At 37.8% G+C, this 25,015-nt stretch carries 26 protein-coding genes; 22 read left to right on the top strand and 4 right to left on the bottom strand.

From position 1 onward, the window contains the following. Positions 1–216 precede the first annotated feature (216 nt). From EJ994_RS00195 to EJ994_RS17375, 4 genes are all read left to right on the top strand, one after another. Positions 217–1,758, top strand: a complete 1,542-nt coding sequence (locus tag EJ994_RS00195) for an IS1182 family transposase (RefSeq protein WP_126590668.1) — start codon at positions 217–219, stop codon at positions 1,756–1,758. Positions 1,759–1,811: 53 nt separating this feature from the next. Beyond that, positions 1,812–2,621, top strand: a complete 810-nt coding sequence (locus EJ994_RS00190; protein WP_126590682.1) for a hypothetical protein — start codon at positions 1,812–1,814, stop codon at positions 2,619–2,621. Between the two features lie 201 nt (positions 2,622–2,822). After that, a complete protein-coding gene (locus EJ994_RS00185) occupies positions 2,823–4,016 on the top strand; it encodes an SIR2 family protein (RefSeq protein WP_126590681.1) in 1,194 nt (397 codons plus the stop codon). 536 nt (positions 4,017–4,552) lie between these two features. After that, a complete protein-coding gene (locus EJ994_RS17375) occupies positions 4,553–4,729 on the top strand; it encodes a hypothetical protein (RefSeq protein WP_164721410.1) in 177 nt (58 codons plus the stop codon). Between the two features lie 753 nt (positions 4,730–5,482). Here EJ994_RS17375 and EJ994_RS17370 read toward each other — a convergent pair. Further along, the gene (locus tag EJ994_RS17370) at positions 5,483–5,656 is read right to left on the bottom strand and encodes a hypothetical protein (protein ID WP_164721409.1); all 174 of its coding nucleotides are present in this window, start codon (positions 5,654–5,656) and stop codon (positions 5,483–5,485) included. Positions 5,657–5,812: 156 nt separating this feature from the next. On the opposite strand from EJ994_RS17370, the gene EJ994_RS00175 reads away from it, so the two are divergent. From EJ994_RS00175 to EJ994_RS00155, 5 genes are all read left to right on the top strand, one after another. Continuing rightward, entirely contained in the window at positions 5,813–6,493 is a 681-nt protein-coding gene (locus EJ994_RS00175) for an ATP-binding cassette domain-containing protein (RefSeq protein WP_126590679.1), read from the top strand. A gap of 221 nt (positions 6,494–6,714) precedes the next feature. Next, the gene (locus tag EJ994_RS00170; protein ID WP_126590678.1) at positions 6,715–7,116 is read left to right on the top strand and encodes a hypothetical protein; all 402 of its coding nucleotides are present in this window, start codon (positions 6,715–6,717) and stop codon (positions 7,114–7,116) included. Between the two features lie 6 nt (positions 7,117–7,122). Next, positions 7,123–7,590, top strand: coding sequence for an RDD family protein (locus EJ994_RS00165; RefSeq protein ID WP_126590677.1), 468 nt, complete (start codon positions 7,123–7,125; stop codon positions 7,588–7,590). Between the two features lie 175 nt (positions 7,591–7,765). Beyond that, positions 7,766–8,299 (top strand): hypothetical protein, encoded by a 534-nt coding sequence (locus EJ994_RS00160; protein ID WP_126590676.1) that lies wholly within the window; start codon positions 7,766–7,768, stop codon positions 8,297–8,299. A gap of 232 nt (positions 8,300–8,531) precedes the next feature. Further along, positions 8,532–9,362 (top strand): HNH endonuclease, encoded by an 831-nt coding sequence (locus tag EJ994_RS00155; protein WP_126590675.1) that lies wholly within the window; start codon positions 8,532–8,534, stop codon positions 9,360–9,362. A gap of 5 nt (positions 9,363–9,367) precedes the next feature. On the opposite strand, the gene EJ994_RS00150 is transcribed toward EJ994_RS00155, so the two are convergent. Then, positions 9,368–9,562, bottom strand: a complete 195-nt coding sequence (locus EJ994_RS00150) for a hypothetical protein (RefSeq protein ID WP_126590674.1) — start codon at positions 9,560–9,562, stop codon at positions 9,368–9,370. Positions 9,563–9,747: 185 nt separating this feature from the next. Here EJ994_RS00150 and EJ994_RS00145 point away from each other — a divergent pair, with 185 nt between their 5' ends. From EJ994_RS00145 to EJ994_RS00105, 9 genes are all read left to right on the top strand, one after another. Then, a complete protein-coding gene (locus EJ994_RS00145) occupies positions 9,748–9,963 on the top strand; it encodes a helix-turn-helix transcriptional regulator (RefSeq protein WP_126590673.1) in 216 nt (71 codons plus the stop codon). Between the two features lie 79 nt (positions 9,964–10,042). After that, positions 10,043–10,552: an ATP-binding protein gene (locus tag EJ994_RS00140; protein ID WP_164721408.1), complete on the top strand. Its 510-nt coding sequence runs from the start codon at positions 10,043–10,045 to the stop codon at positions 10,550–10,552. Further along, complete coding sequence (locus tag EJ994_RS00135) at positions 10,552–12,039, top strand: PIN domain-containing protein (protein ID WP_126590671.1); 1,488 nt, start codon at positions 10,552–10,554, stop codon at positions 12,037–12,039. Before EJ994_RS00140 ends, EJ994_RS00135 begins: the two co-directional genes overlap by 1 nt. Continuing rightward, a complete protein-coding gene (locus tag EJ994_RS00130; protein ID WP_126590670.1) occupies positions 12,036–12,407 on the top strand; it encodes an ASCH domain-containing protein in 372 nt (123 codons plus the stop codon). The genes EJ994_RS00135 and EJ994_RS00130 overlap by 4 nt, the downstream gene beginning before the upstream one ends. Positions 12,408–12,506: 99 nt before the next feature. Further along, positions 12,507–13,040 carry a hypothetical protein gene (locus tag EJ994_RS00125; RefSeq protein ID WP_126590669.1) on the top strand — a complete coding sequence of 178 codons (534 nt, stop codon included), beginning with the start codon at positions 12,507–12,509 and terminating at the stop codon, positions 13,038–13,040. Between the two features lie 233 nt (positions 13,041–13,273). Next, the gene (locus EJ994_RS00120; protein ID WP_126590668.1) at positions 13,274–14,815 is read left to right on the top strand and encodes an IS1182 family transposase; all 1,542 of its coding nucleotides are present in this window, start codon (positions 13,274–13,276) and stop codon (positions 14,813–14,815) included. Next, complete coding sequence (locus EJ994_RS00115) at positions 14,772–15,377, top strand: hypothetical protein (RefSeq protein WP_126590667.1); 606 nt, start codon at positions 14,772–14,774, stop codon at positions 15,375–15,377. The genes EJ994_RS00120 and EJ994_RS00115 overlap by 44 nt, the downstream gene beginning before the upstream one ends. Before the next feature lie 902 nt (positions 15,378–16,279). Further along, positions 16,280–16,744 carry a hypothetical protein gene (locus EJ994_RS00110; RefSeq protein WP_126590666.1) on the top strand — a complete coding sequence of 155 codons (465 nt, stop codon included), beginning with the start codon at positions 16,280–16,282 and terminating at the stop codon, positions 16,742–16,744. Between the two features lie 66 nt (positions 16,745–16,810). After that, a complete protein-coding gene (locus tag EJ994_RS00105; RefSeq protein WP_126590665.1) occupies positions 16,811–17,662 on the top strand; it encodes a hypothetical protein in 852 nt (283 codons plus the stop codon). A 55-nt stretch (positions 17,663–17,717) separates the two neighbouring features. Here EJ994_RS00105 and EJ994_RS00100 read toward each other — a convergent pair whose 3' ends face one another. Beyond that, positions 17,718–19,289, bottom strand: coding sequence for an IS1182 family transposase (locus EJ994_RS00100; RefSeq protein ID WP_126590664.1), 1,572 nt, complete (start codon positions 19,287–19,289; stop codon positions 17,718–17,720). Positions 19,290–19,505: 216 nt separating this feature from the next. Here EJ994_RS00100 and EJ994_RS00095 point away from each other — a divergent pair, with 216 nt between their 5' ends. The 3 genes from EJ994_RS00095 to EJ994_RS00085 all read left to right on the top strand — a co-directional run bounded on the left by EJ994_RS00095 (position 19,506) and on the right by EJ994_RS00085 (position 22,838). Beyond that, complete coding sequence (locus EJ994_RS00095; protein WP_126590663.1) at positions 19,506–20,333, top strand: hypothetical protein; 828 nt, start codon at positions 19,506–19,508, stop codon at positions 20,331–20,333. Positions 20,334–20,565: 232 nt separating this feature from the next. Continuing rightward, entirely contained in the window at positions 20,566–22,338 is a 1,773-nt protein-coding gene (locus EJ994_RS00090; RefSeq protein ID WP_126590662.1) for a toxin C-terminal domain-containing protein, read from the top strand. After that, a complete protein-coding gene (locus tag EJ994_RS00085; RefSeq protein WP_126590658.1) occupies positions 22,338–22,838 on the top strand; it encodes a hypothetical protein in 501 nt (166 codons plus the stop codon). The genes EJ994_RS00090 and EJ994_RS00085 overlap by 1 nt, the downstream gene beginning before the upstream one ends. A gap of 47 nt (positions 22,839–22,885) precedes the next feature. On the opposite strand, the gene EJ994_RS00080 is transcribed toward EJ994_RS00085, so the two are convergent. Further along, on the bottom strand, positions 22,886–23,251 hold the full coding sequence (locus EJ994_RS00080; RefSeq protein WP_126590657.1) for a helix-turn-helix domain-containing protein: 366 nt from the start codon (positions 23,249–23,251) through the stop codon (positions 22,886–22,888). 157 nt (positions 23,252–23,408) lie between these two features. Between EJ994_RS00080 and EJ994_RS00075 the strand changes: the two genes are divergently transcribed. After that, a complete protein-coding gene (locus EJ994_RS00075) occupies positions 23,409–24,929 on the top strand; it encodes a hypothetical protein (protein WP_126590661.1) in 1,521 nt (506 codons plus the stop codon). Positions 24,930–25,015: the final 86 nt, after the last annotated feature.

The raw sequence follows: 25,015 nt of genomic DNA, 5'->3' as shown, positions 1-25,015 counted from the left end.
ATGTATAACCGCAATTACGGTGGATTCGACTACGTCCGAATCCACTAGGAATTGCTAAAGTCTGTGCTAAACCGAAAATTAACGCATATTAACCCGTAACTGACTGTTATACGAGACCGTCAGACTGTCTAAAAACCTCTCCATTCTTGATAACCCTGTTGATTACTTTTAGGCCGGGATCTTGACCTTCGGCACATAGGGTCGTAATTTAAGGATATGAAGTACATAGAAGGAAAAGACCGTAGGCAGTCCTCCCTCTTTCCCATATCCCTGGAGGACGCCATAGACAACGAAAATACCGTAAGGGCCGTGGATACGTTCGTGAACGGCCTGGATATGGAAAAACTGGGGTTCAAGGTACATTTCCCTGAAAACGGCAGGCCGGCGTACCGGCCCGCCACTTTGCTCAAGCTCTATATCTATGGCTACATGAACAAGCTTCGTTCGAGCAGGCAGCTCGAAAAGGAGTGCAGGCGGAACATCGAGGTCATGTGGCTGCTCGAGGGCCTTGCCCCCGACCATAACACCATAAGCAATTTCAGGAAGGACAACCCCAGGGCCATCAAAAGGGTCTTCCGCGCCACCGTCGAGATCGCACGCAACTTCGGCCTTATCGGTGCCACGTTGATCGCCGGTGACAGTACCAAACTGCGCGCCCAGAACAGCAAGAAGAACAACTACAACCAAAAGAAGATAGACCGCCATATCGCCTACATCGACAAAAAACTGGAAGAGTACCAAGGGCAGCTCGAAAAAGGCGACGGGGACAAGGAAAGTATAAAGGACGATATCGACCGACACGGCAAAAGAAGGGAAGGGTACAGAAAATTGGAGAGGGAGCTAAGGGAATCCGGACAGGAACAGATCTCCACCTCCGATCCGGAGAGCCGCCACATGATAGTGCGCAACAACATTACCGAGGTCGCCTATAACCTACAGGCCACCGTGGACTCCGAACATTGTATACCCATCGATTACCGCCTGACGGGCGACAACGACACCAAGGCCATGGGGAACATGCTGCGGCGGGCCAAGACCATCCTGCGGACCGACCGCTTTACCGCACTCTACGACAAGGGGTACCATACCGGGAGCGAGTTCAAGATAGCCGACGACCTGGGCATCGATACCCTAGTGGCCGTTCCCGGAATCGGAAGGGCGTCACAGGCACCCGATCCAGCGTACAATGCCGAACGTTTTGCCTATGACCGGGAGGAAGACACCTATACCTGTCCGCAAGGGCATGTCCTGAAGAGCAACGGAAGCCGGTACAAAGGGCGCAACTATTATTTCAAGCAGTATAGAACGAACGCCTGCAAAGGCTGCCCTGTACGGGAGCTATGCACGACCGCCAAACAGAACGGGAAGATCGTACAGCGAAGCGAGTTCAAGGAACATACCGACGGAAATGCACGGCGAGTGGCACAAAACCAAAATCTGTACAGGAAAAGACAGGCCATCGTAGAGCATCCCTTCGGCACTATCAAAAGGCAATGGGGGTTCGACCATGTAATGACCAAAAGGACAAAGGCAAGGGCCTCGGCCGATGTGGGACTCATATTTATCGCCTACAACCTCAGGAGGATCCTCAACCTGATCGGGAATCAGCCCATTTTGCCGGCATACCTGACTTTAACCGCCATTTTGGGCAACCTAACAAAGGGGTTGGCCCGTTTCCGGACCAAATGCCGTCCAAAAATTATAACCGCACATTTTGGCCCACCAACGGGCAAAAGGATTATTTTCGATTATATTTAAAAAATCCGGCAGGGTTTTTAGACAGACTGCCGTTACCTGCCATATTGCAAAAAATGAAACTTACTTTAATAATTTCAACATTTTTACTTCTTTCATTCGTTTCCTATTCCCAAATTCGGAAGAAGGACTTAAATGGAGAATGGCAATCGAAAAATGACAATGAATTATACTTTAAAACGGACACAATACAACTTCATCAAAACATAAATCATTTCTATCAGAATGAAAAAAGCTGTCACCAAATTAAATGGACTTTGGCTAAGAGCAGTTTTAAAATAAGTGAAGTTAATAATTGTACTGAACCGGGACGTGTTAAAGAATATAATGCAAAAGAAAAACTTAAATTAAAGAATACAGATTTTGGTAAAACATTAGAAATTTTGCGGGATAAAGAATCGATTGACAAGTTTCGAGTTATCTCCTATAACGAAAAAAGAATCGAAAAATATCCCTACGATATTAAAAAGTTGGACTTAATGCGCTTCGACGAGCTTAAGGACGAAAAACTATATAAATATGTGGACTCGCTTATTTTTAAAGTTCTTAAATACAAACCAGAGATTGACCAGAATGGAAATTCTGGACTTACCATCGCTGACTCAAATCCAAACGTAAAAATTATAGTGAGAGATTTTATAGATAAAAATCCTGAGCCACTAATTGTTGTGAATGGCTACCCGATAGAAAATAGAGATATTTTAAAAAAGCTTTTACTAGTTGAAACTTCAGCAATCAAATATTTGACAAAAGAACAGTCCTTAAGTATTTATGGCTCAAGGGCTATTAATGGTGTTATTCTTTTAATTACATCGGAAAAACGATTTAAAACAGTACAGAAAAATACGGCAGGTAACAATGGCTAAACGTAATACGGGGTTTTGGGCAAAATAGAATGGTCTGTGTATATTTATGAAGTCGCTAAATCTTATGGATTTAGCTTTGGACAAGAAAAAATAAAACTAAACAATAAGCTTTAGCTTCGTGCGCAGACGGAAATGAAAAATTTCCTTGCCCCCGCACTACGCTTAGCCGAGACGTTGGCAACAAGCCAAGACAACCAATAAATGAAAGAAACATCGATACTTCTTGGAGCAGGCTTTTCGGTTAATAAGGGTTATCCAACTGCCGACAAACTAAATAAGCGAATTAAGGAATTAAGTCCAAAAGATTTCTGGGTGTCTTCCGATGGTACAGTTTTGTTGAAAAAAAGAACCGAAAAAGACCCAAACGACTACGCAAGTGATTCGAGGCATAAGTATTTTGTTGTTGAACTAATAAAATTTTATCAAAATAAAACTGATGGATTTAATTACGAAGAATTCTACGATTTCTTAAATAATATCGACCCAAATGAACAAGATACAGGTTTCGATGAACTTTGCGACAATTTCAGAAACGAGTATCATAATAAAACAGATAATCTCAATCTAATTAGTCGGACCCAAAACATTTTTAACCAATTAATATCACGTTTTATAGTAGATGGAGAAGGTAAAAGGTTTTATGATTCAATTCACTATAGTAAACCACATTATCCGGGTTATACTGGTTTTTTAAACTGTTTAGAATTCTGGGGTAATGAAGGGTTGACTCATATACATACATTAAATCATGATATATTTCTCGAGACCTTATCACATTCGGATTGGATTCAAGGAAATTTTTCAGACGGTTTTGAAGAAATGGGTTCTAAATATTATGGCGAAATAAAAGGAGGGGTAAAAGTAAGACTATCATATTTTACTAATAATTATACGAATCAATTTAGGCTGTATAAACTACACGGTAGTTTTGACCAAGTTCCCTTTCATTTACAAAATTCAGGAATTGACACATACGTCAAAATTAAATTTGGAATTGGTTTAACCGAATTATATAAAGAAGTAGATGACGGTCAAGGCGGTTTCAGCTATGTCAATGACTGGATAAATTACCATTCGGATTTCTTATCTGGAACAACCTCCAAAATATTAAGATACGGAGAACCTTCCTACTATGATAAAGTCTTTAAAAACTTTAAAAAAAATTTATCGAATTCAAATAAATTAATAATCATAGGGTACGGTTGTGGAGACATTGAAATTAATAATATGATTGAAAAATATTTCAATTTTAAAAATCATCTGATAGTGATAGTTGATCCTTATCCATCAGAGCAAACTAAATTATTTGTAAAAAAATTTAATGCCAAATTAGTTCAGAAGACACCGGACAACCTAAATTTGAAAGACTGCGAAAAGGCCAGTTGCCAACAATGAATATAAAACATAGCTATATCCGGCTGGCTGAGAGACTTTTTGCTCGGGAAGGCCGCCGAATTTTCGGATTCAACTTTTTTGGAAAAACAAGGTAAAAAGCAGATCCGAAAATCCGGCTCCGGTACAACACCAAGGAACTGCGTCCCAAACACGCGCTACGTTTCATATTCGAGGCCGTTGGCATTCATTGCCGAATAACATAGAATAATAATTAAAATCTAAATAAAATATGGAAGATAAAAAACCAAAAAGTAAAAGAAACTTTTATGTCGGAATGTTAGTTGGAGCACTTGTTGTTTTCATTCTCAAGGAATTTATATTACCAATGTTTAATTAGTCCCTCAAGATTGATAAGTAAAAATTACGTCGGATTATTTAACTCTTTTGTGGAATCGTAAACTGGATTGAAAACAAAAAGCCGAACTGAATACGGAATTTAGCAAATTTCGGAATTGCTCACTCAGTCGGAATTGAAAAAATTTACGAAATAAATAGCTGACCGAATTTACTCAAACACTGGGGAAACAATAAAATAAATGAGAAAACAAACAGAATATTTAATAATCGGAATTGGAATAGCTTCTATACTTGCTGGAATTTATGGAGCAGTTAGAACTGGAGAATTAATAGATTCTTTAAGTGGAGTTCTAATTGGAGTTGCATTAATCGGAACTATTATTATCGAACGAAATAAAAAAAGTAAGTCCAAATAAAAACAACGAAATGCCAACAATGTATAACCGCAATTACGGCGGATTCGACTACGTCCGAATCCACTCGGAATTGCTAACGTCTGTGCTAAACCGAAAAGTCTGTGTATATTAACCCGTAACTGACGGTTATACGAGACCGTTACCAGCCATTTTGAAAAAAAAATTGCCAATGAAGGAATATTTTCAACTTCAATTTAGAATGTCTAACAGAAAGTTGACAGAATTTGGATTGCCCCCTTTTTTGGCCTATGCGTTATTAACTATTTCCTTTGTCGGACTTTCTGTTTATTTATTTTCCAAATCAGAATTCGCAGAATATTTATACATCTTATTAGCATTCAGCCTTCTCACGAAATTGACCAACATAAAAAGAAACGAATTTCTAAAGTCTTGTTTTAACCAAAAGGACTATATTAAATTAAGATTATTGGAGAACATAATAATCATTCTTCCGTTCGCTTTATTCTTGATATTTCAAAAATCAATTGTTTTTATCCCTATTCTTATAACTTTAACAATTGTCTTAGCTTTTGTCAATTTTAATACAACTCTTAATTTAACTATACCTACACCATTTTACAAAAAACCGTTTGAATTTACGGTTGGTTTTAGAAACACTTTTTTAGTTTTCCCCTTGGCCTATTCTTTGACCTACATTTCCATTTCCGTTGGGAATTTTAATCTTGGCGTTTTTTCAATGTTATTGGTGTTTTTAGTGTCGCTATCTTACTATTCAAAACTAGAAAATGAATATTATATCTGGTCGTTCAATTTATCGCCGAAAGATTTTCTTATCGAAAAAATAAAAACAGGACTTTTGCACACAACATTATCGAGCACTCCGATTTTGATAGCTTTGGTAATATACTTTAACTCGGAACTAGAAACTTTGCTAACTTTTCTAATATTGGGTTTTGCTTTTCTCATTACTATTATTTTAGCCAAATATTCGGTTTATCCTAATGAAATGAATATTCCGCAAGGATTACTGATTGCTGTTAGTTTAATTTTTCCGCCTATTTTAATCGGTATCATTCCATATTTCTATTTTCAATCCACAAAGCGGTTAAATACCATTCTACAATGATTTACATAGAGAACCTATCAAAACATTATAGTAAAAAACAAGTCCTTAAAAACATTAATTTTTCTTTCGAAAAAGGACAAGTTTATGGAATCGTAGGAGAAAACGGCTCGGGAAAAACTACATTGTTCAGGTGTATTTCTGGGCTTGAAAAATATGATGGACAAATCAAATCGGACTTTAAAATTTTAAAAAACCACTTGGGTCTTCTAATGACGGAACCATTTTTCTTTGCAAAAATAACTGGAACCGAATACATAAGATTACTTGTAAATGCAAGAAATAAGAAACTAAAAAATATTGAAGAAAGTAATATATTCAATCTTCCTTTAAGCCAGTATGCATCGACATACTCTACAGGCATGAAAAAGAAACTGGCGTTAACCGCAATCCTTTTGCAAGGCAACGATTGTATCATTCTTGATGAACCTTTTAATGGCGTAGATATTCAAAGTAATATTTTAATAGCGGAAATAATCCATAAACTAAAAGTGTTGGGCAAAACCGTAATTATTTCATCACATATTTTTTCAACTTTAGCAGAAACCTGTGACGAAATACATCTATTGAAAAACGGGGAATTTATAAAAAGTGTTGTAAAAACGGACTTTACAAAACTCGAAGCAGAAATGAAGGACTTTACAATTGGAAATCGCATAGAAAAACTAAACATTACGTAAAAAAACGGCTGGTAACACCACCTATAAACAATACGGGCTTCGGGCTTAATCGAAAGGTTTGTGTATTTTTATGAAGTGCGCAAAATCTTTGGGATTTTGCTTTGGACAGGAAAAGATAAAACAAAACCAAAAGATTTCGCTATGTGCGGGGCGGAAAGCAAACGCTAGTTTGCTCCCGTACTGTTCATAGCCAAACCGTTACCATACATTTGAGAAAAACTATGAAATTCAATTATTCTAATTCACATTTAAAAGGAAATTTCATTCTTGGAATAGTACAATTGGGAATAGGAATTGCGAGCTTGCTTACAGGTTCAATGGGACTTTTTTTTCAGTATGGATGGATTTTAATCGGAACAGTTACTTTGACTCAAAATTACAAAGGAAGAAAAGCACCTTATTTAATTCTTGAAAATGAAACCCTATTAACTCAATACTTATTCGGATATAAAAAAATTCGAATATCTGAATTTAATGAAGTTGAGAAAAAGAATAACTCTTTGATTTTAAAGAGTGAGAAAAAGAAAAAGAAAGTTTGGACTTGGCTTGCGGAAAAACATACACCTGAATTATTATACGCTGGAATAAACAAAATATTAAGCGAAAGAAAAGAAAAAGAATAAAAGCATATGAACGAAACAAACTTGAATAATAAAATTAAAACCGAACCGAATATTGGAAACAGGTTTACTGCTGGATTAGTGGATTATATTATAATTTACACAGTAACTTTCATTTTGATTTATGCAATTGGTGAACCGAATGACGAAGGTGGATATTCATTAAACGGATTGCCTGCTCTAATACCTATGATTTTTTGGCTGATTATGACTGTTGGACTTGAAATTGGTTTCGGAGCAACACTCGGAAATTCATTAGTCGGCCTTAAACCGATTCCAAAAAACGGAACGAACCGAAAACTGACTTTTGGCGAATCTTTTAAAAGACATTTACTTGACCCAATCGATATGTTCTTTTTTGGGTTGGTCGGAATTGTAACAATTAAGAATACTGATTTAAATCAAAGAGTTGGAGATTTATGGGCGAAAACTATTGTTGTTCCAATTAAATCTCTGACTGAATTAAAAGCGGAATAAAAACGTATGGTAACACCGTGTATAATTAATTGCTTTGGCAAGTGATTATTTGGAAAATTCCTTCGGAATTTTCTCAGGTTCGTATTTGTTTACTAAATTAGTTGCTTAACCACGCAACTAACCATACACAACAACGTTGTGATGCATTTTGAAAAACAATAGAATTAAAGAATAAATGGGTGGATTTTTATTATTGATTGTTCTATTTATTCTACTAATAATTACAATTGTATTTCTAATAATTTGGGCAATTACAAAAAAGAAAGCTTATGGAAAAGCAATCTTATATTTCTGGGGCGGAATCTTCACTCTATACTTTGCTATGTATGCTCTGCACCTAATTAATTCTAAGAAAGTTTTAGAAAAACAGGACTTTTACGGTCATTATACAATTGACCGAAATTACTTTTCTGGAAAACAGGCGGATTGGCAATACGACAATTTCAGGTTTGAGATTAGAGAAAATGATTCAATCTATTTCTATGTTACAGACGGACCTGATATAATGGAAACTTATAAAGGAAAAATATCAACTCTTGCTCCTTATAAATCCGCAAGGCTCGTAATAAAAATGGAAGAACCTAATCATCATATATTGACAACCAACCCAACTATTTATCGAGAAAGTTGGGACTTTTTTATGGTATTTAATTCTCCTAAATTCAGTAATATGTATTTCCGAAAAGGAAAATGGACAAAAATTGACTGAAAATTAGAACGCAAAAAAACGCATCACAACAATGGCTAAACGTAATGCGGACTTTAGGGCAATACCAAAGGTCTGTGTATATTTATAAAGTCGCTAAATCTTTGGGATTTAGCTTTGAACAAGAAAAAATAAAACTAAACCAAAAGCTTTAGCTACGTCGGCAGACGGAAACGAAAAGTTTCCTTGCCCCCACTACGCTTAGCCCAACCGTTAGGTTTCATTTACCCAGACCATGAAATGTATTTTTTGCAAACAGGATGCTACCCATTCCAAAAGTGTTGAACACATAGTTCCAGAATCTTTGGGCAACAAGAATAATGTGTTACCTAAAGGTGTTGTTTGTGATAAGTGCAATAATTACTTTGCTCTCAAAGTAGAAAAGAAGGTACTAGAAACTGATTTCTTTAAAAATTTAAGACATAGGAATGGAATTGAATCTAAAAAAGGAAAAATCCCTAAAGGCAAAGCTTTAATTCCAAAGACTAAATATGAAGCTGATGTAATACTTCACAAGAAAAAAGAAAAACCGATTGAAGTAATCTTAGATACTGAATCATTTGATTTAGTGAGAAACGGAAAGATTAAACACTTGATTCTCCCATTCAATACTAATTTTCAAAAAGATGATAAAACAGTATCTCGGTTTTTAGCAAAAATTGGGCTTGAGATGATGGCTTTGAGGATTTTAGAGAAAGATAAAAATGACCAAGACTTCTTTGCCGAAGAACCTGCATTAGACCCTGTAAGAAATTATGCTCGATTTAATCAACAAAATGAAAACTGGGTATATAGTTCAAGAAAAATATATGAAGAGGATGAAAGCTTCTTTCTTGAAAATGGTCAATCAATGGACATGGTCTTTGAGTGTGATTTTTTGGCAACACAAGCTGGGGAAATGTACTTTGTAATAGCTTTCAAAGGAATAGAATTCGTTCTAAATATGGCAGGTTCATCAATAGAAGGATACGAAAATTGGTTAATCGAAAACAATAACATTAGCCCTTTGTATGCTAAAGGAAAGAACTTTGGTTATAAGCTAACACCTAATTTTATGAAGAAATAAAATCGCTAAGATTTTATTTTTCGCGTTGGATATAGCTTTTGCTTAAAATCTGTAATTTCATCTTTCAATTTCTTATTAGCACCATTCAACAGTTCATTTTGATGTTTCATAATACTCAATAAATCATGCATTGCATTTAAATTTTCCAATTGAACTGAAACGATTTCTTCTAAATCTGATTTGGTATATCTTCTACTCATAACTTAATTTTATTTGCAAATAACATCATTTTTTATTGATGTAAATTTATAACAATAGTTTTAAATACGCAAATTAATTGATGTAATAAGCACTTTAAAGCATGAATTACATCAACTGTTGGTCCGGTTTTTGTTAATTATATTTGTCTGATTCGTTATTAGATTTAACTTATACGCAATATAAAATGGCTAAAAAAGCAATTAATAGACTAAAAGTTGTTTTGGCAGAGCAAGGGCGAACGAACAAGTGGTTAGCAGAAAAATTAGACAAGAATACTGCAACTATATCAAGATGGTGCACAAATGAAATGCAACCTTCTTTAGAATCACTTGTCGAAATTGCCGAGACTTTGAATGTGGATGTAAGACAATTACTACTTCCCACTGCAAGCAGAACGTAAGTAGATTATGTTTTGTAAACCGACTTTTGACATTACAAATGAAAGAGATTAATAGAATTTTAAAACAGAAGCAAACATTTTGAATAGCCTAATATTCATAGGAGGTATTCATGGTGTAGGTAAAGGCACTATTTGCGACAAAATTTGTGAGCAAACAGATTTTGTGCATATAACAGCAAGTGAAATTCTAAGATGGGATGAAATAAGTAAACCTGACAACAAAAAGGTTGAGAACATTCAGAATACACAGGATAGACTAATTGCAGGACTTGATAAAGCATTAAAGAAAAATGAGAATTATTTATTAGATGGTCATTTTTGTTTATTCAATTCAGAAGGTCAAGTTGAAAAAGTGCCAATGGAAACATTTGAGAAAATTGCACCGAAATTAATAGCAATCGTTACCACTAAAATTGACTTAATTAAAAAACGATTGGAAAAGAGAGATAACAAAGGGTATGATTTTGATTTATTAGAAACCATGCAAACTTCTGAAAAAGAGTATGCTCAACAAATTTCGTCAAAATTGAATGTGCCATTTATTGAAATAAAAGATGGCAATTATCAATCCCTAATTGAGATGCTATAATGAAAGCTTTATTAGATACCAATATTGTTATTCACCGTGAAACAAGTAAAATTGTTAACGAGAATATTGGTACTCTCTTTCATTGGCTTGATAGATTGCAACATGCTAAGAGCGTTCATCCAATAACTGTTGACGAACTCAAACGGCATTCGGACGAGGAAGTAGTACGAACAATTGGTATTAAACTTGAAAGCTATCAAGTATTAAAAACTGTTGCCCCTTTACATTCAGATGTTGAAAATATAAGTGAAGATGTTGACACCACGGACAATGATATAAACGACACTTTACTGCTTAATGAAGTATATTGTTCTCGTGTTGATTTACTAATAACAGAAGACAAAAAAATACATCAAAAAGCTCTTTCTCTTGGAATTGATGATAAGGTATTTAGAATTGATTCATTCATTGAAAAAGCAATTGCAGAGAATCCTTCACTTGTTGATTATCAGACACTTTCGGTTAAAAAGGAATATTTCGGAAATATCAATTTAAGTGACTCTTTCTTTGATAGTTTCAGAGAGGATTATTTAGGGTTTGACAAATGGTTTAATAAAAAATCAGAAGAAATATCATACATCTGCTCCTATACTGGTGTGACAAATGCTTTCCTTTTCATTAAACAAGAAGACGAAACTGAAAACTATTCTGACATCACTCCTCCTCTGCCTCCGAAAAAGAGATTAAAAATTGGTACGTTTAAGGTTACCGCAAATGGTTTTAAACTTGGGGAACGGTTCTTAAAAATCATTTTTGATAATGCTTTACAGTTCAAAGTAGAAGAAATCTATGTAACAATATTTGATAAAAGTCCTGAACAAAAAAGACTAATCGAATTACTTGAATACTGGGGCTTTACATTTTGGGGAACAAAAGAATCATCTACAGGAACAGAAAATGTTTACGTAAGACCTTTTGGAAAACCTGCTGATAAAGACAATCCTAAACTCACATTCCCATTTTTATCGAAAGAAGGAAAAGTATTTATAGTTCCCATTTATCCAGAATACCATACTGAGTTATTCCCTGATTCTATTTTGAGAACTGAATCTCCTTTAAACTTTGTGGAGAATGAACCTCACCGAAACGCCATTAAGAAGGTTTACATCTCTCATTCACTCGAACGAAATTTAAGCGCAGGAGATTTAATTGTCTTTTATAGAACTGGTGGCTATTATAAAAGTGTAGTTACTACTATTGGGATAGTAGAAAATGTGATTAATCCATCAACCATAGAAGAATTAAAAACAATTTGTCGAAAACGAACAGCGTTGACAAATGAAGAATTATCAGCCTATTGGGATAGATATAAAAGAAAACCTTTTGTCGTGAACTTTCTTTACGCCTATTCTTTCCCCAATCGACCAAATATGAGCCGACTAATTGAACTCGGAGTTTTAAAAGATAAAGATGATGCTCCAAGAGGATTTAGAGAAATTGGATGGGATTCATTTATAAAAATATATAAAGAAGCATATAAAATATGAAAGTACTATTATCTATAAAACCAGAATACGCAAATAAGATTTTCTCAGGAGAGAAAAAATTTGAATTTAGAAAAAGAGTATTTAAAAATCTTGAAGTGCAAACAGTTGTTGTTTATTCAACAATGCCAGTAGGTAGGATAATTGGTGAATTCTCTATCAAACATATTCACCAAGATTCTCCTGAATCCATTTGGGATAAAACAAAGAGATTTTCAGGTATTGACGAAAACTTCTTTAACGAGTATTATGACGGTAGAGACTTGGCTTTTGCAATAGAAGTTGACAATCCTGTTTTATATGAAGAGCCAATAAATCCGAAGGAAGAGTATGCAAACTTTACAGCTCCACAGTCATTTATGTATTTGTAATGAATAAAAAAAACGAAAACCTAACAATATGTATAGTGCATAGCTACCCTGCGGGATAGCTACGACACCATACATGGAGCGTTGTGCAACATTTGAGAAATGCGAAATACATTGAAAATATTTGGACTTATTTTAATTTGTTTTTGCGCTTGTAAAAATCCAAAAGAGAATACCGATTCCTTTACTAAAACAAAACAAACTGAAACGGTTGAATCAAAAATTGCGATTCTGAGAAACACAGAATATAACAATTGGTTGGAAAAAAATTACGGATTTAAAAGCTGGAATCCAACTGACAAAGACTTGAATTTAGTCCAAGAAATTTTGGATAAAGCAATAGATGATAAAGAATTTGACTTTTTAAAAAAACCAATTAAAGAGAGTATAGAGTCATACTATCGCCAATATGTACCATACGTTAATAAAAATGGAGAAAGACTTGTTGAAATAAATGCATTTTGTGAGATTTTGGAAAACCCACCAAGTCCGGAGAATGGAATTAATGAATGGACAAAAATGGATTGGCACAAAGAATATGTAATGGTTGAAGATGGTGGCCCTTGTTATTGGCGAATTACAATAAACATTGACACGATGGAATTTAAAGATCTTATGGTAAATGGAGTCGCTTAAAAAACGTTGCACAACAATGTATAACCGCAATTACGGCGGATTCGACTACGTCCGAATCCACTCGGAATTGCTAACGTCAGTACTAAACCGAAAATTAACGCTAATTTAACCCGTAACTGACGGTTATACGAGACCGTCAGACTGTCTAAAAACCTCTCCATTCTTGATAACCCTGTTGATTACTTTTAGGCCGGGATCTTGACCTTCGGCACATAGGGTCGTAATTTAAGGATATGAAGTACATAGAAGGAAAAGACCGTAGGCAGTCCTCCCTCTTTCCCATATCCCTGGAGGACGCCATAGACAACGAAAATACCGTAAGGGCCGTGGATACGTTCGTGAACGGCCTGGATATGGAAAAACTGGGGTTCAAGGTACATTTCCCTGAAAACGGCAGGCCGGCGTACCGGCCCGCCACTTTGCTCAAGCTCTATATCTATGGCTACATGAACAAGCTTCGTTCGAGCAGGCAGCTCGAAAAGGAGTGCAGGCGGAACATCGAGGTCATGTGGCTGCTCGAGGGCCTTGCCCCCGACCATAACACCATAAGCAATTTCAGGAAGGACAACCCCAGGGCCATCAAAAGGGTCTTCCGCGCCACCGTCGAGATCGCACGCAACTTCGGCCTTATCGGTGCCACGTTGATCGCCGGTGACAGTACCAAACTGCGCGCCCAGAACAGCAAGAAGAACAACTACAACCAAAAGAAGATAGACCGCCATATCGCCTACATCGACAAAAAACTGGAAGAGTACCAAGGGCAGCTCGAAAAAGGCGACGGGGACAAGGAAAGTATAAAGGACGATATCGACCGACACGGCAAAAGAAGGGAAGGGTACAGAAAATTGGAGAGGGAGCTAAGGGAATCCGGACAGGAACAGATCTCCACCTCCGATCCGGAGAGCCGCCACATGATAGTGCGCAACAACATTACCGAGGTCGCCTATAACCTACAGGCCACCGTGGACTCCGAACATTGTATACCCATCGATTACCGCCTGACGGGCGACAACGACACCAAGGCCATGGGGAACATGCTGCGGCGGGCCAAGACCATCCTGCGGACCGACCGCTTTACCGCACTCTACGACAAGGGGTACCATACCGGGAGCGAGTTCAAGATAGCCGACGACCTGGGCATCGATACCCTAGTGGCCGTTCCCGGAATCGGAAGGGCGTCACAGGCACCCGATCCAGCGTACAATGCCGAACGTTTTGCCTATGACCGGGAGGAAGACACCTATACCTGTCCGCAAGGGCATGTCCTGAAGAGCAACGGAAGCCGGTACAAAGGGCGCAACTATTATTTCAAGCAGTATAGAACGAACGCCTGCAAAGGCTGCCCTGTACGGGAGCTATGCACGACCGCCAAACAGAACGGGAAGATCGTACAGCGAAGCGAGTTCAAGGAACATACCGACGGAAATGCACGGCGAGTGGCACAAAACCAAAATCTGTACAGGAAAAGACAGGCCATCGTAGAGCATCCCTTCGGCACTATCAAAAGGCAATGGGGGTTCGACCATGTAATGACCAAAAGGACAAAGGCAAGGGCCTCGGCCGATGTGGGACTCATATTTATCGCCTACAACCTCAGGAGGATCCTCAACCTGATCGGGAATCAGCCCATTTTGCCGGCATACCTGACTTTAACCGCCATTTTGGGCAACCTAACAAAGGGGTTGGCCCGTTTCCGGACCAAATGCCGTCCAAAAATTATAACCGCACATTTTGGCCCACCAACGGGCAAAAGGATTATTTTCGATTATATTTAAAAAATCCGGCAGGGTTTTTAGACAGACTGCCGTTGGCGGTAATTTAAGCAATATGGAAAATAAGACGACAAAATTCATATACAAAACTTTAATACTTTTTCCAATTGGATTTGGAATCTGGACTTTCATAATCGGTATCGATAGTTTTTATTGGTTTTTCCCAACCATGATGGGGTTTGGGACTGCGTTCGGAATTATTTTTTGGAATTTATTTGATTACGAAAAATTTAACGGAATGGAAATGACCGATTTTCTGGAATCGAGGCATAAATTGAATATGGAAAACAGCGATGAAAACTGGAATCAAATAACTGATTTGACTGAAAAATCAATAATAAAATTAAAGGTGTTGGAAAAGTCTAAAAACTTTTTAAAAATAGAAATTCCAAGAAAACTTTTTCACTCAATATTAACTGCAGAAAAAACAGAAAACGGAATTACTCTGAAAATTCAAAAAAAAGGGATTTTAAAATTTTTACCAGATAATGCTGAAAATTATTACACTATACAAAAGTTTGAAAAGGAAATAAAAACTACCGCCAACAATGGCTATAGCAAATAGGGCGGATAATGATTAATTTTAGGGCTTGGGTTTCTTTACTGAGTCCGCCAAATCTTTTGGATTTGGCAATTAAAAAAATAAAAGTAATTACAAAACAAAAAGCTCTGGCTACACGCGCAGACGGAAACGAAAGGTTTCCTTGCCTGCCCTACTTGCCATAGCCGAGACGTTGCAAACAAGTAATTAAGAGAAAAAGCGAAACGTAAATAATACGGATTTATTAATAGTGTGCGTAGTCTGACTTTATACAAAATTGACTGATTATCACTCATCAGTAAATCAGAATTTAAAGAGTGCTGAATTAGAAAAACAGCGGAACTTACTCAAACACTAAAAAGGTCATAAAAAAAAAGAAAAAAAATGTTGCGGATTTTTAAAGGATACAGAAACCTGTTTGCAACATTGTATAAAAATAATTGCTCCGTTATTTCTTACTCGGAAAATCCTGCGGATTTTCCTCTGGCAAGTTTTATTTGCTATTTTAGCTTCTTAACCACGCAACTATATTTATACGCGACGTTGCAAACAAGTATTTAAGAGAAAAAGCGAAACGTAAATAATACGGATTTATTAATGGTTTGCGTAGTCTGACTTTGTATAAAAACGACTGATTATCACTCATCAGTAAATCGGAATTTAGAAAGTGCTGAATTAGAAAAACAGCGGAACTTACTCAAACACTAAAAAGGTCATAAAAAAAAAGAAAAAAAATGTTGCGGATTTTTAAAGGATACAGAAACCTGTTTGCAACATTGTATAAAAATAATTGCTCCGTTATTTCTTACTCGGAAAATCCTGCGGATTTTCCTCTGGCAAGTTTTTATTTGCTATTTTAGTTTCTTAACCACGCAACTATAATTATACGCGACGTTGTACGCTATTATACAAAAACATTCTAAAATATGAACAAACCACTTCTACTACTATCTTTTCTCTTGATTTTTATTGCGTGCCGACAGGAGACTTCTAATTCAAAAAAAGTTGTGGAAAATGAAAAAACGGAACAGTCGGACTTTATGTGGCTTAGTGTTTCGGACAAGGACAGCGTGAAATTCAAGGGATTTTCTACTCGAGTTTTTAACCAAGGGCGGGATTCTGTCGTTTTCGCACATTATGTAACGGACTTATATGAATCCACGGAGGACGCAAAAAACCCATTATTTAAAAAACAATCGATTCTAGTTTTAAAAGCATTGTCTGAAAAAGCAAATCTTCCGGACTCTATGTATGTGCAAGCAAAGGGAATTTCGAAAGGGACTTTGATTAAGAAAAGCTCTGATTTCAATATTTTTTCTGGATTTGACGGAACTGAATGGCATATAAAAGACGGAGAAATATGGAAAACGATAAAGGATTTCGAAAATTGAATCGGAAAAATAACAGCGTACAACACAACCTATAAACAATACGGGCTTCGGGCTTAATCGCAGGGTTTGCGTATTTTTATGATGTCCGCAAAATCTTATGGATTTTGCTTTTTAGAGGGACAAAGAAAAAACAAAACAAAAAGATTTCGCTATGTGCGTGGCGGAAAGCAAACGCTAGTTTGCTCCCGTACTGTTCATAGCTCAACCGTTAGGCACAATCTTAAACCAATGAAATTCCCTCTACTCTACTTCATGCTTTTGACATTTGGGACTTGTCTTGGACAAAGCTCTCAAATGGACTTGAAAACATACTTTTCGGAATCGGAGATTATGGACTTGAATCTGATTACGGACTTTTTCCAATCTGAGTTTTGTGGAAATACGGACAGGACAAAATTTGGGAGTTGCATAACTAGTTCTTTACCCAAACTTAATGACTGGGAATATAAATATCTCCGGAAAAAAATCAGTTGGAAAAAACAGAAAAAATTATACTCTAAAATCTCGGATTCTACGTTCAACAAAATCTGGGCGATTTGCAATTCAACATTTTTAGTTAGTAAACCAAAATATGAACATAAAATGATTTGCTTCAGCCAAAATCCAGTTATACTTAGCTTCGTAAAGGCTTTAGGTAAATCAAATAGATTCTTAGAAAACTATGCGGAAAAACTAGAAATAGTCGGGGGCTTCAATAACATCAATGATATTTCTATAAGCTTAGTTGACCATTCCGAAGAATGGAATTTAAAAGATAGAAATATTCAAATATTTTTAGCTATTCAATATTTGACCCAAAACGACATGCTAAAAAGAGATAGAAAAGTTGGGCGGTTGGAAAAACGTTATACTCGGGAATTGAGCAAGAAATCGAAAAAGACTGTGCCTAACAATGGTAACCGTTGCACAAGCCTGTGATTTTCAAAATACAGATTGAATACAAGTCCCTTTAAGGGGCTTTTTTCTTGTCGGCTCAGAAACGGAAGTCCAAATTCCGATGCGTCATGGAAGCTTGAAACAGGTTTTGGAGCACACTTTTGGCCAATGCCTTCAAAGCAAGCTGTCCCGCCCCGCTTTTTACCCGTTTTCGTTCGAATTTCAGGTACTTCTTCAAATTATAGGCGATGGCCGAAAGGTGCATCACCTTGTTGGCCTGTGCAAGGCCGATGGTATTTACCTTCCTCAGCCCCATGAACTGTGTGAGCGTGCCGAACACGGGCTCGACCGTACTTTGCCGCTTGCCCTTCATGTACCTCCCCTGTGGACTGTTGACCCTTTCGTTATTACGTTCGTACTCTTCACGGTAATAGGTCACCGAGAACTTCTTCTCCTGTGCACTCTTTCCCAGACACGTGCTACGTATAGGACAATCGGTACAGACATGCTTCCTTGCCCTGTATTCCTTCTTTTTCGTTCCCGTACGGTAGTCCTTGAAAACCTTGGTGAAAGGGATCACCTTTCCTTGTGGACACAGATAACGGTCATGTTCCCCGATGTACTCGAACCCATCGGGACCGCCCTTGTAGGTGCCGTGGGGCGGAATGAAACTCTTCAGTCCCATGGTCTCCAGAAAAGCATAGTTCTCACCGCTACTATAACCCGTATCGGCCACACAGTTCTCGAACACCAAACCCTGTTGCCATAACCTTCTTTGTAAGCGGGGTACGATATCCTGTAGCTGTTGATTGTCCTTTCCGTCGGCATGGTACGCCCTGATGTCGGTGATCACGTGGTGCGCCGTGTCCACGCTCAATTGGGAGAGGTAGTTCAGCTTGCGCGCCTTCCCGGGCTTTACGCTTATCCTGGCATCGGGATCCGTGGGACTGTAATGCGTCTTGTTGCTCGTGTATTTCGACCCCTTGTTCCCGGCACCGGGACGTTGGTCCTGGTCTTTTGCCCATCTCTTGTTACGGCCCTTTATCGCGTCAAGTTCCCTCTTGCTCGCAGTAATACCCCGTTGACCTTCATCCGATTTATCGTTCTTGGATTTACGGTGGGGTCCTTCTCTGTCCATTGAACTGATCGCACGTATCTTTTTCAGATGCTCCTCCAAATCCTCTTCGGGCACCTTCAGCTCCAAGGTATCCATACTTGCGTTCGCCTTTACAGGGGCCGAATCGATCGCCTGCGTATGGCCGCTCACCATACCCCTCTCCACGCACATGGACAGAATATTGGTGAACGCCTCCTCGAAAACGGACTCCGGGAACAGTTGACGGGTCCTGCTTATGGTGCTGTGCCAGGGCAGCTCCTCATCGATGTCATAGCCAATGAAAAATAGGATGTCCAAGCGCATAGAACAATGGTCGATAAGCTTGCGGTCGCTGATGATGTTCTCCAAATAGCCCACCAAACACAGCTTGAAGAAAACCACCGGGTCGATGCTCTTCTGGCCGCTCTCCCCATAATATCCCTTGGTCAACCGATAGAGGAAATCCAGATCGATTGTACCTCTTAAGCGTCTATAAAAATTGTCCTTTGGTATACGTTCGCTGAGCTGGAAGCTCGCGAACAGCTTTTCCTGGTAGCCCTTCTTTCCCTGCATACCTAAAGTTACGATCCATCTCACGATCGGCAATGATTACGACCCGTTTTTTTCCTAACTTGTGCAACAGGCACACCGTGTATAATTCATTGCTAATTATAGCCTACTTACGAAAGTCCTCGCGGACTTTCTATTTGGTTTGTATTTGCTAACTTTAGTGCTTAAACACGCAACGAAATCATACACAAAACCGTTGTGCAACATATTAACAACCGAATGAAATATTTAATAATAATTGGGTTTTTGATTTTAAATTCAGGTATAAATCTAAATGCTCAAACTGCTTCTGACTCTCTTAAATCTAAAATAAAAATGGTAAAAGAAGTTTTGTACAAACCTGAAAATGGACAATTAAAAAAACGAGAAAATCTTTTTGACTCAAACATTAGTTCATATAAGATTTATGACAAAAATGAAAAGGTAATTGAATACGGAAAATATAAAAAAGACGGGACTATCTACGAAAAAACTTTTTATACAAGAAACGAAGAAGGAGTTGCTCAAAAAACAATTAAGAAAAATTCATTGGACGAATTAAAAAGTTATTGGACTAGCCATTATGACTCAAATAATAATTTGATTGAGGTTAAAACATATAATTCGCAAAATAAGCTGACAAATATCCAATCTAATAAGTATGATGAAGACGGAAATAACATTGAGATGTTGCTTAAAAAACCAGAAAGTGAAAATGGATGGAAATATGTTTACAAATATAATTTTGACAACAAAAAAATTGAACAGTTAAGATATAAACCTGATGGTAGTCTAAAAGACAAAAGAACATACTCTTACGATGAAGACGGTAACGAAAATTTGCAAGTCAAATTCAATCCTGATGGAAGTTTTACGAAATTCGTGTCGGAATATGATGAAATGGATAATATGATAGTTCAAAATTGGTTCAACGAACAAGACGAACAAAAACACCAAACATCATTCGAATATGTTTATGACAAAAATGGAAATTGGACTTCTAAAAGGAGAAGTTCAAATGGAGAATTAGGAATGGTTTGGGAAAGACTAATAGAATATTACGAATAAAATACGTTGCACAACAAAACCTATAAACAATACGGGCTTCCGTTATAGTCGCAGGGTTTGCGTATTTTTATAAAGTCCGCAAAATCTTTTGGATTTTGCTTTTTAGCGGGACAAAGAAAAAAAGAAAACCAAAAGATTTCGCTATGTGCATGGCGGAAAGCAAACGCTGGTTTGCTACCGTACTGTTCATAGCTCAACCGTTGCTTGCAATTATGAATTTTTACGCTAACCAATGAATAAATTAACAATTTTCTTTTTCGCTTTTTTAATTTTTTCTTGTCAGGACTCGAAGACGGCAAAGGAAAATGAAAGATTAAAACAAGAAATAGAAAACTTGAAGCGTGAAAGGGAACTGACTAATTCTGTCAAATTTCTATGGACCGTCATTTATTGTAAAACTGCTACCTATTCCTACGACCCCCTGAACCGAATTACAGGCGCTACTGACAATACGAACGATTATAATGTCAGTAACATATCCTACGACAAGAACGGTAATATCCAGACTTTAAATCGAAACGGCTATCAGGGTGGTTCGACGTTTACCGATATGGATATTCTGGACTATGATTACGATAGCGGGAACAAGCTGTTGAAAGTAGCCGATACGGGAAACAAGGTACATGGCTTTAAAGATGGTACAAATACCAACGACGACTTTGAATACGACATTAACGGAAATTTAAAAATTGACCGTAACAAGGGAATCACCTCCATAACCTACAACCATCTGAACCTGCCCGAACAAGTCAACTTCGGGAGCGATAACATCAAATATGTTTACGATGCTTACGGTGTGAAACTGAAAAGGACTTCCAGTACGGGAACGGAAACACTCTACGCCAACGGGTATGTTTACGAAGGAGGTGTCGGGAATGCGCAATTGCAATTTTTCAATCATCCCGAAGGGTATGTAACGCCCGATGGACAAGGCGGATATGACTATGTCTATAACTATACTGACCACCTAGGTTCGGTAAGGCTTAGTTATACCGATGCCGACAATGATGGAAATATCGACCCTGCGAACGAGATAATCGAGGAAAACAACTATTACCCCTTCGGTCTTCTTATGCGCAGTGCCACGGCGACCGTAAGCCCATATGGCAACAGTGCCGCCAAGCGTTGGAAGTTCAACGGCAAGGAACTCGATAATGGTCTTAACATCGATACCTATGATTTTGGGGCGAGGAACTACGACCCCGCGATCGGGCGTTGGATGAACCTTGACCCGCTGGCGGAACAGATGCGGAGGCACTCGCCTTACAATTATGCTTTTGACAATCCTATTTTCTTTATCGATCCTGATGGGATGGCACCAACTTATAATTGGGGTGCTGGTAGATATGAAGACGAAGACGGTAATGAGGTAAGTTGGGATACGGTACAAAAAGAGTACGGTTTAAATTCATCTGGAGAAGGGGATTGTTGTAATGATAACCCAGTAGCTAAAATGATGAAACGAGCAAAAAATGCATTACTTCACGCATTTGGGTTAGATATAAAATCAGCGAGCGATGAGCTTGATGAAGCACAAAGTGAGGAAGATGTAGCATCTGCAATAGCATATTTAAAAGAATCGCAAGAAAATCTTGATACAACCAATGAAAATCTGAAGGATGTTGCTGAAATCCTGGCAACCATTGAGCCAACAGGTTTAACAGGTGTTTATTACGAATATACACTAGGGGACAGTAATTCGGACAAAGCTTTAGCTGTTTTAGCAATAATACCATTTACCAAACTAGCGAAAGGAGCTAAAGTCATTAAATTCATACAGGCTGGAAAGAAAGTTGAAGCTTTGGTGCCAAGCGGTTTTAAAGTCGTGAAAGGTCAATATTCAAGGGGGCAGAAAGTCTATTCTAATGGCAAACTTTTTATTTCACCTGATGTAGACGGACATAATGGAGGTATTTGGAAAGCGGCTAATAGTTTAAGAGATTTGGGCAGTAAAAAGACTAGATTAGGTACATTTGACGGACTTTTTCAAAAAATAGGCGATTAATGACAAAATTCCAAATATCTAAATACGACCCAGCATTTAAAACGGAAGAAGGTAAATATCTAAAGGATGATTGGACTTCGATAAGCGATATCGGTAAGATTTATGATGGTAAATTATTAACTGTCGATGATTATTTGGATGTGGAAGCCAAGTATATCAATGTAATTAAAAAGATTTTAGATGAAACAGAAAGCTCCTATTTGAGGGTAGTTGGTTTAGAAAAGTTTGACGATTCTCTAAATAAAATAGATAACGTCCCTTACGATAATAAAAGTGATGAAATCTATAAATCGTTAGAGGAAGGAAAAGTACTGAATTTAAATGATGCGATTATTTTAACGAAATTAATACTAAGAGAAAATGTATGGTGCTACCTAACTAACAAATACGTTACAATCCAAATTGGAAATGACTATTACTTAAATGTTGCATTAGAGATTAAGCCTAGTTTTTTCAATAGTCTAGATGATGATTTAGGTCTGTTTGTAAGAAGTATCTAAATGTAAAGATTAAACTTAACCGCCCATCGAGGCGGTTTTTTTATGCATTATAGTGCCGCCACGTTCTTGTTGAAAAAGTCCTTGAACTTTGATTTGGTCAGCATGCTATCGATAATACGGAACAGGGCTTTTTTATCCTCTTCTTCCAACTGCTGTATCAGGTTGATACGCTCGGAAACAGATTTATCCACGATACTGACTTCTTCGGGAACATTGCCCGACATATGCACGAGCTCGTCAATACTGACCCCGAAATATTTTGCCAGTTTATCGGCCACCTCGATGGAGACATCACGCTCGCCCTTTTCCATTTTTGAATAGTTGGACGGATGGACGCCTACGGCATTGGCCACTTCCTTCTGCAACAATCCCTTTTGTTCCCTGTACGCCTTTAAGTTCTCAGCTATGTTCATACTGCATATATTGCACATGTTATATATGTGCAGTACAAAAGTAGTCAAATCGTATAGTTTTATCAATATAATAATCAATACGAACATTTATAGTTGTCAATACGGAATCTAATAAGTAGTTTTGCAATAGTCATATTGTCTAAAAATAGTTTGAACTATGCTGAACACCACCAACCCCAATAGCTACGAATACCACACGAAACACTTGCAGGTCAATATCCTCGGGGGAATGAAGACCAATAAGCTTGAAAGTCTGCGCATCACGATGAGCATACAAAAGCCCGAAAGCTACAATGTACTGCGCCACAGCCTCGACCTGTACAACGACAACCAAGTGGAAAAGTTTACCCGAAAAATAGCGGAGCGGTTGGAGATAGGTACGAGCGTAACGAGAAGAACCCTGCAAGACTTAACGAAGGAACTCGAAAACTATAGATTCCTTCTGTTAGAAAAAGAGGCATCCGCCAACGCACCTTACCGAAAAGAACTTAGCGCACGTGAAATCAAAGAAGCCGAAACCTTCTTAAGGTCTAAAGACCTATTGAAAAAGACCAACAAATTAATCGGGCAAAGTGGCGTAATCGGAGAAGAGAACAACAGGCAAACCATGTTTTTAATCTTTACGAGCAGAAAGACAAACAATCCTTTGCATTGCATCAGCTTGGGAAGTTCCGGAACGGGAAAAACACATCTGCAATCAAAAGTAGCAGAACTGATACCGGAAGAAGATAAAGTTGAGATAACGGTTTTATCCGCAAACGCATTTTACTACTTCAACAGAACCGAACTACAACATAAATTGATATTGATAGAAGACTTGGACGGAGCGGAAAGTGTGCTATATCCTTTACGGGAACTGCAATCGAAAAAGCGTATCACAAAAACGGTAGTCCATAAAGACAGCAAGGGAACTACAAAAACAATCCACTTGACCGTCGAGGGCCCTGTAAGTGTTGCGGGCTGTACCACACAGGAAAGTATTTACGAAGATAATAGCAACCGTAGTTTTTTACTCTACATCGACGAGAGCGAAATACAGGATAAAAAAATAATGGATTACCAGCGGTTGATTAGCGCAGGGAAAGTCAATGGCGAAAAGGAACACAATGCCAAAGAATTATTGAAAAACGTGCAACGGGTTCTAAAGCCCATCAAAGTCATAAACCCTTATGCTGAATTTTTGGAGCTGCCAAAATCGGTCTTTAAACCCCGACGGACAAACTCACATTATCTACAGTTCATAGAAGCGATTACATTTTACAAACAGTACCAACGGGAAAAGCAATATGACAAAGATACTGGAGAGGAATACATCGAAACAGAAATCGAGGATATACAGGAAGCCAACGAATTGATTATCGATATTCTACTGCGCAAAAGCGACACCCTTACGGGAGCATGCCGAAACCATTTAGAGAACTTGAAAACCTACCTAATCAATAACAATCAAACGACTTTTACCAACTCGGAAATCCGCAGGAATCTACGCATCAAGGAAAGTACGTTGCGTTGGTATCACAAACAATTATTGGCGGAGAACTACATCCATAGAATCAAAAAGGCAAAGACCAAAAGCTATTGTTTTGAAATCGTTGACCTGGGCGAATACGATAACCTACGAAAGCAAATAGACAAAGCCCTGCAAGACTGTATCGACCGCATAAAAGGCAAAAAATAACAATTGCCCGTCGAGGCTCTCGACCCGCAAAGTCGCAACCAACTCGCAAATATACTTTTTGCGAGGTCAATCGAATAACTATCAGT

It is taken from the genome of Maribacter sp. MJ134, from assembly GCF_003970695.1.
Taxonomy (GTDB): Bacteria; Bacteroidota; Bacteroidia; order Flavobacteriales; family Flavobacteriaceae; genus Maribacter.
Note: the sequence above shows the minus strand (reverse complement) of the source record. Positions and strands in the feature narration are given on the sequence as shown.